Below are 15,516 nucleotides of genomic sequence, written 5' to 3' on the forward strand. Positions count from 1 at the left end.
TTTATTTATGTTGTATTATTGTTTGTTTTTCCGCTATTTGTGTGTGCTCAGGAAAAAGAAAATTCCACTGTTTTAAAAATGCTTATGAAAAAAAATATTTTGACCAAAGCTGAAGTCGATTCATTAATGGAAGTCCAAAGGATGAATGACAGCATTATTGAAAATGAAATAAAATATATTCCAATATCTAAAAGAGGAATCTTAAATAAGTACAATATGCAAGTTGGAGTATCTGCTTTTTCAACATTAAGTTTTGATAACCTGAATAGTAGTAAATCAGATGCAACTGTTCGAGCGTTATTTATACATGTAAAAGGACAATTGCATAAAAATTTCCATTATTTTGCAATGGCTGATATAAAATCTGCAAAATTGATCGATTATTATTTTGGTTGGTCACCCAACAAAAAAGTGAGTATTCAATTTGGACAACAAAAAATACCGATTTCGATCGAAAACCAGCGCTCCCCCTCCAATCTTGAATTTATTTACAACACGCGTTCTGTTGTATCCCTTATAGGAATGGGGGCAGATGTAATCTCTCTTCAAAATGGACAAAATAACTTCGGAAGAGATATGGGGCTGAAAATTTCAGGAAAATTATTTAGCAAAAAAGAGTATGATTTGGTTGAATACGGAGTAGGATTATTTCAAGGATCCGGAATAAATACCAGTATCGATAGAAGTAACAAAGACTTCACGGGAAATATTTTTATTCTACCAATAAAAAATTTGCGCCTGGGAGGCGGGTTATATTTTGGTGAAGCCGTTTATAAAGATGGAGGCGAACAAGACCAAACATTACATATAAGAAACCGCTGGGTTTTGAATGGGGAATATACGTCAAAAAAAATCTATGCAAGAGCAGAATATATTAGAGGGAAAGATGGGAATATTAATAAAAAAGGTATTTACGGTATGATGCAATGGAGTCTCAACGAAAAATGGCATATCGTAAACGGTGTTGACCATTATAGTAATAATATTTCTAAAAATAGTGAAGCAACAGATTACAAAACAGGGCTCAATTATATTTTTCATGAAAATTGCAGAGCACAGATTAATTATTTGTATTCCGATTATTCGAAAGCATGGAAAACAGCAGATAATCATAGCATCGCAATACAACTACAAGTCGTTTTTTAAATTGATTCTTTGCCCATTTTGCTTCTTCGCTACCTCGATATTTTACAAACTTCAAGTGGTATAGAATCTATTGTAAAAATATGGATCTGTATGTTAAGTTTCTCTGATACTATCTTTCGCACCTACTCTACTTTTCCAAACAATAGTTTTCTTCAGTCATTATATTGCCTTCAGCTTATCATATTATCAAATCCGATTGCAATCGGATTTGATAATAATTTTACATGCAATTTTGAAAACAAATGGTTTTCAATGTAAATACAGAAACACTCGGAAGTAAGGCTGAATGATAGTACTTCTACACGGGAGAACTTTGGCGCAATTCCATATCTTGTATAATTGACTTTCTCACTTATCTGATAACTAACAATATCTTTTATGATCTTAAATAACTTGTTAAAATTTGTTTGATGTTGTGCGTGTTGGGTGAGTTTGTTTGATCAATCACTTTGATCACTTCATAATATCTTTTTGTTCTCTATTTACAAAAATCAACTCCACCAACAGGTTAAGTTACAACCTCTGAATGCCTGTTTGTCGAGTTGAATGGAACTCTAATTTGCAACCAGGTTCCCCAAAATGACAATTAACTTTGTTATATAATTAAAAAATATTATTATGGCAATCAAAAAACATATATCAGAAATTGCGGATAGTGCATATAAAAGCGATCTCTCGTTTGATGTAATAACCTTTGAATGTGCTGTTCCCGACAAAAAAAACGTAACAGCTTTTACGGCAGCATTGCAATCCCATTCAACGCATCCAATAGCAAGCAGCGTGCTCAAGTTTCTTTCGCCAATTATTTTATCCGATTACAAGGTGGAAAAATTTGAAGAGATACCGGGCCATGGCATCAAAGGGTTTGTGAACGGACACGAGGTCATCATAGGGAATTTATCACTAATTAACCTCTACGATTTTTACTACGATGAAAGTTTGGATGAATTGCAGGAGCCTGTAATCATCGTAATGATTGACGATAAGTATTCCGGCTGTTTTATATTCGCGGAAATACCCGAAGAGCAGAATTGAAGAAGAAAGAAATAATGATATTAATATCTTTAATAGATTTTTGTTAAGTGTAATAGAAAATAATCAAAAGGATATCAGATTGAAATTTTTTTCACTTTTTGTAAGTTTGTACCAACTTCTTGTATAAGAATAACAATAAATGGAAGAGGTAAAAATAATTATGTTTATATCTTGGGGATGTCAATACTTCCCTGCACAGATGTTTTGTATGAATGTACAACCAGTAACAATCAGTTTGTAGAATTGGACCTGTCACTTGAGTATAACCATAGAACGGAACACAAATATTTTTGTAATCCTTTTTGTCCCTGCCAATGTTATGGTACTATTACCGTCGCTATTTCGGATTTCAACATAACCGGAGTGGTATTGCCAAAACTTAAATTGAGCGCTAAATAAAAAATTTCTTTTAGAAATGTAATTCTCTATTCTCAATATTCAGGGGATATTTGGCAACTGTCAAAGATTAACGTTTAAAAAGTGATTATTTGTTTTTTTCTTTTGCGCATGTGAAGAATATTTCTTCGTGTGCGTCAGTAAAAATTATTGTACTATCATTTTAAATGATACAAATCGTATATACTTTAAATATTAATACTAATCAAAAATGTTAGATAACATAATTAAATTCAGTATCAAGAATAAGCTCATTATTGGAGTAATGACTTTGCTGCTGATAATATGGGGCGTATGGAGTGCTACAAAACTTCCTATAGATGCCCAGCCTGATATTACAAATAATCAGGTACAAGTTATAACTCTATGTCCTACTCTAGCGGGGCAGGAAGTTGAACAATTAGTTACATTTCCAGTAGAGCAAAGTATTGTCAATCTTCCTGATGTGGAAGAGATACGAAGTATTTCCCGTTTTGGACTTTCAGTCGTTACCGTTGTTTTTAAGGATGAAGTAGACATCTACTTTGCTAGACAACTGGTTAATGAGAAATTGAAAGAAGCTGAAGAGCAAATTCCTGAGGGTGTAGGCACACCGGAACTATCCCCTGTAAGTACTGGCTTAGGTGAAGTGTATCAGTATATACTACATCCTAAAAAAGGTAGCGAAGACAAATATACCGCTATGGATCTGAGAACAATGCAAGATTGGATTGTTGCTCGTCAACTATATGGAACACCAGGAATTGCTGAAATTAATAGCTTTGGAGGGCTGTTGAAGCAATATGAAGTTTCTGTCAACCCAGATCGTTTAAGAGCTATGGATGTGAGTATTTCCGAAATATTTTCTGCATTGGAAACTAATAACCAAAATACAGGAGGTGCATATATTGACAAAAAACCCAATGCCTATTTTATTAGAGGTGTAGGTTTGGTAAACACACTTGAAGATGTAGGGAATATTGTTGTAAAGAATATTTCAGGAGTTCCTATACTGGTAAAAGATGTAGCAGAAGTACGTTTTGGTAATGCCATTCGCTACGGTGCGCTCACCTACAACGGAGAGGTAGATGCTGTGGGAGGAATCGTCATGATGCTCAAAGGAGAAAACAGTGCCAAAGTGGTAGAACGTATCAAGGAGAAGATTCCTACAATACAAAAATCTCTACCAGACGATATTGTTATCGAACCTTACCTCGACAGAACAGATCTTGTTGGACGCGCCATAGATACGGTTGAGAAAAATCTTATAGAGGGAGCTTTAATTGTGATTTTTGTCCTAATTCTGTTTCTAGGCAATTTAAGAGCTGGTTTAATTGTCGCTTCTGCTATTCCTTTGTCAATGCTATTTGCATTAGGTATGATGAGACTGTTTGGAGTGAGTGCCAATCTGATGAGTTTAGGAGCGATAGACTTTGGTTTGATTGTGGATGGTTCTTTGATTGTAGTGGAAGCAACAATGCATCATCTGGGGCTTAGAAAATCAAATAAGAGACTTACACAGGGAGAAATGGATGAAGAAGTGTTTGATTCTGCAAGAAAAATACGTACAAGCGCGGCTTTCGGAGAAATCATCATTCTTATTGTATACATCCCAATATTAACATTAGTAGGGATCGAAGGAAAAATGTTTACACCAATGGCTCAAACAGTCAGTTTTGCAATTATTGGAGCTTTAATTCTTTCATTCACCTATATCCCTATGATGAGTGCTTTGTTCTTGTCAAAGAAACCTATCACAAAAAAGAACCTGTCAGATAAAATGATGGATTTCTTAAACAAAGTGTATCAGCCTCTTTTAGAAAAAGCTATTAGATTAAAATACGTAGTGATAGGATCAGCGGTAGGTTTATTTGCAATCAGCTTATTCTTATTTTCCCGAATGGGTGGTGAATTCTTACCGAAACTAGGTGAAGGAGATTTTGCAATGCATTGTATTCTACCTCAAGGTACTTCTTTAAGTCAAAGTTTGGAGACATCTATGCAAGCGTCTCGAATTCTGAAAGAATTTGACGAAGTTAAAATGGTGGTAGGAAAAACAGGTGCCGGTGAGATACCTACTGATCCCATGCCTCCGGAGGCTACAGATTTAATGGTCATTCTTAAGCCACAAAAAGAATGGAAAGAAAAAAAATCTTATGATGAGCTTTCAAACGAAATGATGGAAAAACTAGAAAGTATCCCTGGGGTTTTCTTTGAAGCTAATCAGCCTATTCAGATGCGATTCAATGAATTAATGACGGGGATTCGTCAAGATGTAGCCGTGAAAGTCTTCGGAGAAAATCTGGATTCTCTATTGGTTTATGCCAACAAAGTTAATGCTATAGTACAGACAATTCCGGGAGCGACTGCGCCACAAGTAGAAAGAGTGGATGGACTTCCTCAAATCAACATTGACTATGATCGGGCGAGAATTGCCAACTATGGTTTAAAAATTCAAAATATTAATGACATTGTGAGTACTGCCTTTGCAGGAAAAGCAGCAGGTGTAGTATATGAAAATGAGCGAAAATTCGATCTGGTAGTTCGTCTGGACAATGAGCACAGAACTTCTATAGAAGATGTAAGTAATCTATTCATACCAACGCCTAATGGAGAACAAATTCCGCTTTCTCAAGTAGCTGATATCAACTATAAATTAGGTCCAGCACAAATAAGCCGTGAAGACGGAAAACGTCGTATATATGTTGGTTTTAATGTTCAGGGAAGAGATGTTGCAAGTGTGGTGAAAGATATTCAAGACAAACTCGCTCAAGAAGTGAAACTTCCGAGCGGCTACTATGTAACGTATGGTGGTCAATTTGAAAATTTACAAAAAGCAAGCGATCGTTTACTCATCGCAGTGCCGATCTCACTTCTTCTAATATTTGTACTTCTTTACTTTACATTCCGTTCACTTAAAGAAGCGGCACTTGTATATGCTGCAATACCTATGAGTGCCATAGGTGGAGTATTTGCATTGTTGTTGAGAGATATGCCTTTTAGTATTTCAGCCGGAGTTGGTTTTATTGCTTTGTTCGGTGTGGCGGTACTAAACGGTATTGTATTGATAGCAACATTCAATAGGTTAGAAAAAGAAGGTTGGGATGACATAGTTGCACGGGTAATTGAAGGAACCAAAACAAGGTTACGTCCTGTTTTAATGACGGCATCTGTTGCCAGTTTAGGTTTTCTTCCTATGGCTTTAAGTACCAGTGCGGGAGCTGAAGTACAAAAACCTCTTGCTACCGTAGTAATTGGCGGGCTGATTTCAGCTACAGCATTAACACTCTTTGTTCTTCCGCTACTGTATCTGGTATTTATGAAAACAAATAAAGCAATGAATAATAATAAAATTAAATCGATAACTCCAATAATATTATTGGGCATATTTTTAGGTCTCTCACAAAATATTCAAGCACAAGATATTTCCGCATATAAAGCTGTCCGAATTGCATTAGAAAATAATTCAGGAATTAAATCTAAAGATTTAGACGTAAGGGCAGCGGAAAGTCTGAAACGAACAGCTTATGAATTACCGAAAACCGAACTAAATATTCAATACGGAAATAACGAAGGATTTGAATATAATGATGGAGTTATGATTTCTCAAAACATTCCTTTTCCCACACTATTTGGGGCAAAAAAGAATCTTATTAAAGAACAAATTAAAAGTAAAGAATGGGCAAAGGCTCTTTCGGAAAATGAATTAAAGAAGCAAGTACGTACCTATTATTATCAGTTGGAGTATCTTGAAAATAATGCTAAAAAACTTCAATACCTTGATAGTATTTATCTTGATTTTATAAGAGTAGCGAAATTGCGATATAAGACTGGTGATATTGGTAAAATTGATGTCAGTACAGCAAACACTAAACGAGGTGAAATCAACCTTCTTTCTCAGCAAAATGAGGTATTAAGAAAAAATGCATACCTGAATTTAAAAAATCTAATGCAGATTGAGGAGGATTTTACCATCGAAAAAGCACTAGAATATAAGCCTGTATTTATAAGTGACATAATAGATAATGATGCTGTTAGGAATCATCCAAGTATTCAATCTCTGTATCAAGAAGCACTTGTTGCTGAAAAAAGTAAAAAGGTAGAAAGAGCGAATGGACTTCCAGACTTTACTTTAGGTTACAGCAATATCTCATTGATTGGTGAACATAGCAAAAATGGTGTAGAAAAGTTTTATGGAAGAGGTCAAAGATTTGGATTTGTCGATGTAGGAATTTCTATTCCAATTTTTACAACCACAAGATCAAGGGTTCGTTCGTTGGAAACTCAAAAAGAATCTGCAGAAATGAATGCGCAATGGCAGGAAAATGTTTTGAAAACAGAAATGAAAAATGCCATGACTCAATATGAGCAGAATGTGAGTCAGTTTAATTATTTTATTGAACAGGCAATTCCGAATGCAGAAGAAATTATAAATGCTTCGCGTTTGGGATATAGTACAGGAGACCTTTCTTATGTAGAATATCTCTTTGCTGTTCAAACAGCTACTGATACCTATTTAAACTATCTTAAAAGTATACAGCAAATAAATGAATCTGTTATTGTTATCTATTCATTAATAAATAAATAAAGAAAATGAAAGTCAATATAATAAAAGCAACATCGGTGTTAAGTATTATTCTAGCATCCTTATTTTTGATATCATGTGGAGGTAAAGAGCATAAAGAAGGAGACGGACATGATCACGGAGCTGAAACAAAAGAAGTAGCTAAAGAAGTGCATGCTGAGGAAGCTGAAAATATAGCTTCATTAACTGAAGACCAGATAAAGACAGCAGGTATTGAATTAGGAGGTATTGAGCAAAAGTCTCTAACGGCATCTTTAAAAGCCATTGGTAATCTTCGGGTTCCGAATAAGAGCAAAGCTAATGCAACTTCCTTGTTCGGTGGAGTTATTAAAACCTTAACTGTTGAACTTGGTGACTATGTGAAAAAAGGTCAGGTGATTGCAACTATCTCTAACCCTCAGTTTGTTCAGTTACAAGAAGAATACTCTTCCATCCAAAGCAGAATAACTTTTGCAGAACAAGAGTTAGTCCGTCAGAGAGAATTGAATGAAGGAAACGCAGGAGCTAAAAAGAACTTACAAAATGCTACCGCAGAATTGAATACTTTAAGAGCTCGAAAAGCTTCATTACAGCAACAGATTCAGATGATGGGGATTAACCCTAACAATATTGCTAATAATAATTTTCGATCAAGTCTAACTGTAACAAGCCCTATTGATGGTACCATCAGTGATGTATTTGCAAAAATTGGAAGTTATGTAGACGTTTCCTCGCCTATTGTTGAAATTATTAATAACAGCTTAATTCATTTAGATTTACAGGTTTTTGAAAAAGATCTTACATTAATCAAGGTAGGACAGAAAATTAACTTCACTATTACTAATAATCCGCAAAAAAGCTATGCAGCGAAAGTAATTACTATAGGATCATCTTTTAGTGGAGAAAGTAAATCTATTGCTGTTCATAGTGAAATTATTGGAGACAAGTCAGGTTTAATAGATGGAATGAATATCACTGGGCTCGTAAGTCTTGATGATGTGTTAACTTCTGCCGTTCCAAATGAGGCAATTGTGGAAGCGGATGGTAAATACTACATATTCATTAAGACGGATAAGGAACCGGAAGAACATAATGAGGGAGGTCATGACGATCATGGTCATGGTCATGATGAAGGAGAAGCAACACATGGACATAAAAATGAAAAAGAAGCTTCTGAGCATGCTACACAAGTAGCACAGAAATTGAATTTTGAAAAAATTGAAGTAGCAAAGGGTACTTCAAACATGGGATATACAGCTATTACTCCGGTTAAAGAGATTCCACAAAATGCTCAGATTGTAACTAAAGGTGCTTTTTTTATTAATGCAAAGCTTAGTAATACAGGTGGCCATAGCCATTAACATAATTTAAAAAAAAACATGGAAAATAATTTTGATGTAATCATTATCGGGTCAGGTCCAGGGGGCTATGTAACCGCAATTCGTTGTGCACAATTGGGCTTAAAAACAGCTATTATCGAAAAATATACAGTACTTGGAGGAACTTGTCTAAATGTAGGATGTATTCCTTCAAAAGCAATGTTAGACAGTTCTGAACGGTACCATGAAATCAAAGATAACGTAGATGTTCATGGGATCTCTGTTGATAACCCAAGAGTAGACCTTCAAAAACTGATCGCACGTAAAGCAGATGTAGTCGCTAAGATAAACGGCGGTGTAAGTTATCTGATGAAGAAGAATAAGGTTGAAGTATTTCAGGCAACTGGATCTTTTGTGGATAAAAACACTATTCTTCTGAAATCCGAAACCGAAGAAAAAACGATTACCGGTAAAAATATCATAATAGCGACGGGCTCTAAGCCCGCTTCGCTTCCGGGAATTGAAATTGATAAAAAGCGTATCATCAGTTCTACCGAAGCTCTGGTTTTAAAGGAAATTCCGAAACATCTTATCGTAGTTGGTGGTGGTGTAATCGGAATGGAATTAGGTTCGGTTTACGCAAGATTAGGAAGCAAAGTAACCGTACTTGAATATACAGGAGGAATACTTCCGAGTATGGACAAAAAAATGGGAGTCGAACTTCAAAAATCTTTAAAAAAGAATTTAGGTTTTGAATTTTTGCTAAATCATAAAGTTACCGGAGCAACCAATAATGGTGATAATGTAACCGTTACTGCCGAAGATAAAAACGGTAATACCGTCGCAATTGAAGGGGATTATTGTCTAATGGCAATAGGTAGAAAACCTTATACAACAGGTTTAGGTTTGGAAAATGTTGGAGTTGAACTGACTACACGCGGACAGGTTGCCACCGATAGCAATCTTGAAACCAATGTAAAAGGAATCTATGCCATCGGTGATGTTGTTGTAGGACCTATGCTTGCTCACAAAGCGTCTGAAGAAGGTGTTTATGTGGCAGAAATCATCGCTGGGCAAAAACCTCACATTGATTATAATTTAATTCCTGGAATTGTTTATACCAGTCCTGAAGTTTCAAGTGTAGGGAAAACCGAAGAAGAGCTGAAAACTGAAGGGAAAAATTACAAAGTAGGACAATTTCCTTTTTCAGCATCAGGAAGAGCGATTACCAGTGGTAAAACAGAAGGAATTGCGAAGGTTTTGACAGATGCTGAAACCGATGAAATTTTAGGTTTTCACATTATTGGTGAGAGAGCCTCAGATCTAATAGGTGAACCAACCGTAGCAATGGCATTCAGAGCTTCTGCCGAAGATATTGCACGCATTTCACATGGACATCCTACTTACTATGAGAATCTGAGAGAAGCTTGCCTTGATGTTGATAAGATAGCAATTCATATATAATTTACATTATAAATATTGAATTCCATGGCATCCTTGAACGCACAAACAGTATCAGCTTCCAGTAAGCACAAAAAAAACCTGCTGATTGTTTTATCCCTCAGCGGCACTTATATGATTGCCGAAGTTATCGGTGGAATACTCACACAGAGTCTTGCTTTACTTGCCGATGCAGCACACATGCTTACCGATGTTGTTGGTCTTCTTCTCGCTTATATTGCCATTAAAATTGGGGAGCGGAAGGCAAATGAGGCAAAAACATTTGGCTATTACCGCACCGAAATAATAGCTGCGGTAGTTAATGCAGTTATACTGATTGGTATTTCCATATATGTACTGTATGAGGCGTGGCAACGTTTTCAGGATCCACCCGAAGTAAAAAGTGGTTCTATGCTTATTGTTGCAGGAATTGGATTAGTAGTCAATATTATTGGGTTAATGATTTTAAGAAAGGATGCTGGGGCTAGTCTCAACATGAAAGGTGCCTATTTTGAAGTACTTTCTGATATGTTAACCTCTATTGGCGTAATGATTGCCGGTGTTGTTATGCTTGTTTCAGGCTGGTATTATGCTGATCCTGTTATATCTGCACTAATTGGTTTATTAATTTTACCACGAACTTGGCGCTTGTTGATGGAAGCCATAAATGTATTATTAGAAGGTGTGCCCAAAGATGTAAACCTTACCGAACTTCGCAAATCTTTAGAGGGAGTAAATGGGGTAACAGGACTGCATGATTTGCACGTTTGGTCGTTAACATCGGGTATTAATGCAATGAGCGCACACGTAGTTATCGAAAACATAAACGACCATAATATACTACTTAAACAGCTTACAGAAACCACAACGCAAAATTTTAAAATTGTTCATACTACTTTTCAGATTGAAGATGAAAAGTATGAAGAGGACGAAGTGCATTTGTAATATTTTTAAATTGAAAATCAACAGTTTTGTATTTGCAACCAGGTTCCCAAATTTAGAATATAATTTTGTTGTACAAATAGAACTTAGTTAAAAACGACTACTAATACAGTTAGCTAAAAAAAATAATTATGTCAAAAATATGCTGCAGCACCGATAATGGTGGATTAGATCTTACGGGTAAAAAACCGCATAAACATAAATATGATACTCAAGGTAATCAGTTATGCTGTTTAAAAACAGAAAAAAATTGCAAAAATGCTGGTGCAGCAGATTTGTTGAAAGATGCCAATCACGAGGATCATGACCATAGTGGACACGACCATAGCCATGGTGATGGACACGATCACGAGAGCCACAACGATCATGACCATAGCGGACACAATCACGACCACCACGGGCACAGCCACGGTGATGACCACGACCACAGTCACGACATAGAGGGTAAAACCACCTTTCAGTTATTTATGCCTGCGGGTATATCTTTAGCTTTATTACTTGTTGCTATTGGTTTTGATAATTACTTTCCCCAAACCTGGTTCACGGGTTGGGTTAGAATTGCCTGGTACGTTATCGCTTATTTGCCTGTTGGGTTGCCAGTAATCAAAGAAGCTGTTGAAAGTATCAGATACAAAGATTTCTTTTCAGAATTTTTCTTAATGGCTATTGCAACAATCGGTGCATTTGCACTTGGCGAATATCCTGAAGCAGTAGCTGTAATGCTGTTCTACTCCGTAGGCGAAGTCTTTCAGACTATTGCAGTATCAAGAGCAAAAGGTAATATTAAAGCCCTGTTAGACCAACGCCCTGATGAGGTAACGGTTATCAGAGCAGGTAAGCCTATTGTTGTAAAAGCTGAAGATGCCTACATAGGTGATGTTATTCAATTAAAGCCGGGCGAAAAATTAGGATTGGACGGGGAGTTAATTTCAGAAACCGCCTCTTTCAATACAGCAGCCCTTACAGGAGAAAGCAAACCTGATACAAAAAGTAAAGGTGAAACTGTATTGGCAGGTATGATTAACCTCAACACCGTAAGCCAAATAAAGGTAACAACCGATTATTCGGATAGTAAGTTGAGCAGAATTTTGGAACTGGTTCAGGATGCTACATCACAAAAAGCACCAACGGAGTTGTTTATCCGTAAATTTTCCAAAATTTATACGCCGATAGTCGTATATCTGTCTATTGCTATTACCTTACTTCCCGCACTTTTCGTAGATAATTATGTATTCAGTGAATGGTTGTATAGAGCATTGGTATTCCTTGTTATCTCTTGTCCTTGCGCTTTGGTAATCTCCATCCCTCTGGGTTATTTTGGTGGTATTGGGGCCGCAAGTCGAAATGGTATTCTGCTTAAAGGGTCTAATTTCCTTGATATTCTTGCCAAAGTAGAAAATGTAGTGATGGATAAAACGGGAACCCTCACCGAAGGTGTTTTCAAAGTACAGGAAGTCTTTATCAAACCAGAATTCAATAAAGACGAAATTCTCAACCTCGTCAACGTATTGGAAAGTCAAAGTACACACCCTGTTGCAACGGCAATCCACAATTATTGGGGAGAGGTAGATGCCGACGTAAATTTAGCAAATGTTGAAGAAATAGCAGGACACGGATTAAAAGCCACCGTTAACGGTAAAGAGCTTTTAGTAGGTAATTTCAAATTGCTCGATAAATTCAACATCAGCCATGATGCAGATACCGCAAACATCGTTTACACGGTAATAGCTGTTGCTTATGATAGAAAGTTTGTAGGATATTTAACCATTTCGGACAGCATTAAGGTAGATGCAAAAGCAGCAATTGAAAAGCTGCGTAAAATGGGTGTAAAAACCACAATGTTGAGTGGTGATAAAAATACCGTTGTTCAGTTTGTTTCGGGACAGTTGGGCATTGACAGTGCCTACGGAGATTTATTACCTGAAGACAAGGTTAATAGAGTAAAGGAAATCAAATCCCGTAATGGCAGCGTGGCGTTTGTTGGAGATGGTGTAAATGATGCGCCTGTTATAGCGTTGAGTGATGCAGGTATCGCAATGGGCGGTTTAGGAAGCGATGCTGCAATTGAGACGGCCGATGTTGTGATACAGGACGATATGCCATCCAAAATACCAATGGCTATTAATATCGGAAAACAGACTAAAAAAATCGTCTTTCAAAATATAGCATTGGCATTCGGAGTAAAAGCAATAGTGCTTATACTCGGTGCAGGAGGATTAGCCACTATGTGGGAAGCCGTATTTGCAGATGTAGGTGTAGCTTTATTAGCTATTCTAAATGCGGTTCGAATTCAAAAGATGAAGTTCTAACTAAGAAGCTAGACTGCCGCAAGAAATCTTGCGGCAGTTTTTTTATCCTAAAAATATTTGTGAAATGGCTAAAAAACAATCACAATCTTCATTAAGCGAAGTACATAATTCTGTAGACACGACTGTTCCTGGTCAATCTCGCTGGCGAAGAGTTTTGGCTTTTTTTGGACCGGCTTATCTTGTCAGTGTCGGATATATGGATCCAGGCAACTGGGCAACAGGCTTGGCCGGTGGTAGCCAATTTGGCTACTCATTACTCTGGGTTTTAGTAATGAGTAGTATTATGGGCTTGTTGCTACAAAGCTTGTCTGCCAGGTTAGGGATTGTTCGAAATAGAGATTTGGCACAGGCAAACCGGGAAACTTATCCTAAGAAGGTAAATTTTGTATTATATATACTTGCTGAAGTCGCTATTGTTGCGACAGACCTTGCAGAAATATTGGGGATGGCAATTGGTTTACAGTTGCTCACGGGAATGCCTTTGATTTGGGGTGTTGCTATTACAGCCTTAGATACATTCCTGTTGATGACTTTGCAAAAATGGGGAATGCGCAAGCTCGAAGCCTTTATCATCGGTTTGATATTCGTTATAGGAATGTCGTTTCTTGTACAAATATGGGTAGCTGACCCTAATGTAGATGAAATTGCAACAGGACTGATACCACATATACAGAATGATACTGCATTGTACATTGCTATCGGTATTATCGGTGCAACGGTAATGCCACATAATTTATACCTACACTCTGCACTGGTGCAGACACGTAAATTTAATCGTGATGATGCCAGTATCAAAAAAGCAATTAAGCTCAATTTTTGGGATAGTGCCATTGCTCTAAATATGGCATTGCTTGTAAATGCAGCTATATTAATTCTTGCCGCTACAGTTTTTTATAAAACCGGACGTTCCGACGTGGCAGAGCTAAAGCAGGCTTATGAATTATTGCCACAGCACCTCGGAAGCGATTTTACAGCAAAACTATTTGCTGTAGCTTTGATTGCTGCCGGACAAAGCAGTACCATTACGGGTACGCTTGCCGGACAAATAGTAATGGAAGGTTATCTACGCTTTCGAATGAACCCTTTGTTGCGAAGACTTATCACAAGGTTACTTGCCATAGTTCCAGCGGCTTTGGTAATTCTCATTAATGGTGAAGGTAATGTCGATAGCCTGCTTATCTTCAGCCAGGTAGTGTTAAGTATGCAATTAGGTTTTGCGGTCATTCCTCTTATCCATTTTGTAAGTGATAAAAAGACAATGGGCAAATTTGCCATCAAGCCCGTAATAAAAATAGCGGCTTGGATTATAACCATCGTACTGGTATATCTCAACTCCAAACTATTGGTAGAAGAGGCTATCACTTTCTTTGCTACTTCAGGTAATATAGTCTGGAAAGGATTAATCATTTTGGGTGGGATTGGTTTTATGATCTTGTTGGCATATACCACATTATATCCTTTGTTTAGCAGAAAAGCGTTTTGTGAAATAACACCGCATGATAAACCTGAACCTTTGCAATTAAAATTTTATGCTTCATTTAATAAAATTGCCATTACTGTCGATTTCAAACAACTTGACCAAAAGGTTATCAACTATGCTATTACACAAGGTGGAAAAGATTGTACTTATACACTTATACACGTTGTAGAAAGTGTTGCCTCTGCCTCCCATCTTCAAGATAGTACAGATGAAGAAACGGTAAAAGATCGCGAATTTTTGGACGAATATGTAAAGCAACTACAACAACAAGGCTATCATGCAGAAGCAAAGCTTGGTTTTGGAAAAACAGCCGACAGCATTGGAGAGATTGTAAATAAATCCGGGGCAGAGCTTATTGTAATGGGTGCACATGGGCATAAAGGATTAAAAGATCTATTGTATGGTGCAACGATAAATCAAGTACGCCATTTAGTAAAAATCCCAGTACTGGTTATTCCAGCAATAAAAGACAATTAGAAAGATTAGAATTCAGTAAAAATCATAAATTAAACAAAAAATCGTACAATAATCGTAAATGTTATTTTAAATAGCTTTAAAGAAAGATTTAACCGTAAAAAGTAATGCTATGACATATGATGTAATTATTTTAGGAAGTGGTCCAGGAGGCTATGTAGCAGCTATTAGAGCTTCACAATTGGGGCTTAAAACAGCCATTGTAGAAAGGGAAAGCTTAGGAGGAATTTGCTTAAATTGGGGGTGTATTCCTGCAAAGGCTTTAATGAAATCTGCAGAAGTATTTGAATATCTTGCTCATGCAGAAAACTATGGAGCAAAGGTAGATGGGTATTCTGTGTTAATTCTCACTAAAATACCCCCATATATTCTCACTAAAATGCCCCCACCTTAAGTTTTTAATTAAGGTTTAACTTGTCGGAGTATTAAAGT

Annotated in this window: 8 protein-coding genes and 1 pseudogene; all 9 read left to right on the forward strand. The window is 36.7% G+C overall.

Annotation, left to right across the window (positions count from 1 at the left end):
- The first annotated feature begins 84 nt into the window (after positions 1-84).
- A complete protein-coding gene (locus tag L1283_RS26815; protein ID WP_219242886.1) occupies positions 85-1,146 on the forward strand; it encodes a porin in 1,062 nt (353 codons plus the stop codon).
- Positions 1,147-1,764: 618 nt separating this feature from the next.
- Positions 1,765-2,181, forward strand: coding sequence for a hypothetical protein (locus L1283_RS26820; RefSeq protein ID WP_219242887.1), 417 nt, complete (start codon positions 1,765-1,767; stop codon positions 2,179-2,181).
- A gap of 607 nt (positions 2,182-2,788) precedes the next feature.
- Positions 2,789-7,144 carry a CusA/CzcA family heavy metal efflux RND transporter gene (locus L1283_RS26825; protein ID WP_219242888.1) on the forward strand — a complete coding sequence of 1,452 codons (4,356 nt, stop codon included), beginning with the start codon at positions 2,789-2,791 and terminating at the stop codon, positions 7,142-7,144.
- A gap of 5 nt (positions 7,145-7,149) precedes the next feature.
- The gene (locus tag L1283_RS26830) at positions 7,150-8,481 is read left to right on the forward strand and encodes an efflux RND transporter periplasmic adaptor subunit (RefSeq protein WP_219242889.1); all 1,332 of its coding nucleotides are present in this window, start codon (positions 7,150-7,152) and stop codon (positions 8,479-8,481) included.
- 18 nt (positions 8,482-8,499) lie between these two features.
- Positions 8,500-9,903 carry a dihydrolipoyl dehydrogenase gene (gene lpdA, locus L1283_RS26835; protein ID WP_260133050.1) on the forward strand — a complete coding sequence of 468 codons (1,404 nt, stop codon included), beginning with the start codon at positions 8,500-8,502 and terminating at the stop codon, positions 9,901-9,903.
- A 24-nt stretch (positions 9,904-9,927) separates the two neighbouring features.
- On the forward strand, positions 9,928-10,824 hold the full coding sequence (locus L1283_RS26840) for a cation diffusion facilitator family transporter (protein WP_260133049.1): 897 nt from the start codon (positions 9,928-9,930) through the stop codon (positions 10,822-10,824).
- A gap of 128 nt (positions 10,825-10,952) precedes the next feature.
- Positions 10,953-13,130, forward strand: coding sequence for a heavy metal translocating P-type ATPase (locus L1283_RS26845; protein ID WP_429626703.1), 2,178 nt, complete (start codon positions 10,953-10,955; stop codon positions 13,128-13,130).
- Positions 13,131-13,194: 64 nt separating this feature from the next.
- Positions 13,195-15,087: an Nramp family divalent metal transporter gene (locus L1283_RS26850; RefSeq protein ID WP_065720931.1), complete on the forward strand. Its 1,893-nt coding sequence runs from the start codon at positions 13,195-13,197 to the stop codon at positions 15,085-15,087.
- Positions 15,088-15,196: 109 nt separating this feature from the next.
- Positions 15,197-15,409, forward strand: a pseudogene (locus L1283_RS26855) (FAD-dependent oxidoreductase); the annotation flags it as partial.
- Between the last annotated feature and the right edge of the window lie 107 nt (positions 15,410-15,516).

The sequence above is a fragment of the Sphingobacterium sp. HSC-15S19 genome, from assembly GCF_050433745.1.
Classification (GTDB): domain Bacteria; phylum Bacteroidota; class Bacteroidia; order Sphingobacteriales; family Sphingobacteriaceae; genus Sphingobacterium; species Sphingobacterium siyangense.

Coding starts and splice junctions, on each gene's coding strand:
- L1283_RS26850 (WP_065720931.1), top strand. CDS start 13,195: ATGGCTAAAAAACAATCACAATCTTCATTAAGCGAAGTACATAATTCT.
- L1283_RS26830 (WP_219242889.1), top strand. CDS start 7,150: ATGAAAGTCAATATAATAAAAGCAACATCGGTGTTAAGTATTATTCTA.
- L1283_RS26815 (WP_219242886.1), top strand. CDS start 85: ATGAAAAAAAATATTTTGACCAAAGCTGAAGTCGATTCATTAATGGAA.
- L1283_RS26820 (WP_219242887.1), top strand. CDS start 1,765: ATGGCAATCAAAAAACATATATCAGAAATTGCGGATAGTGCATATAAA.
- L1283_RS26825 (WP_219242888.1), top strand. CDS start 2,789: ATGTTAGATAACATAATTAAATTCAGTATCAAGAATAAGCTCATTATT.
- L1283_RS26840 (WP_260133049.1), top strand. CDS start 9,928: ATGGCATCCTTGAACGCACAAACAGTATCAGCTTCCAGTAAGCACAAA.
- lpdA (WP_260133050.1), top strand. CDS start 8,500: ATGGAAAATAATTTTGATGTAATCATTATCGGGTCAGGTCCAGGGGGC.
- L1283_RS26845 (WP_429626703.1), top strand. CDS start 10,953: ATGTCAAAAATATGCTGCAGCACCGATAATGGTGGATTAGATCTTACG.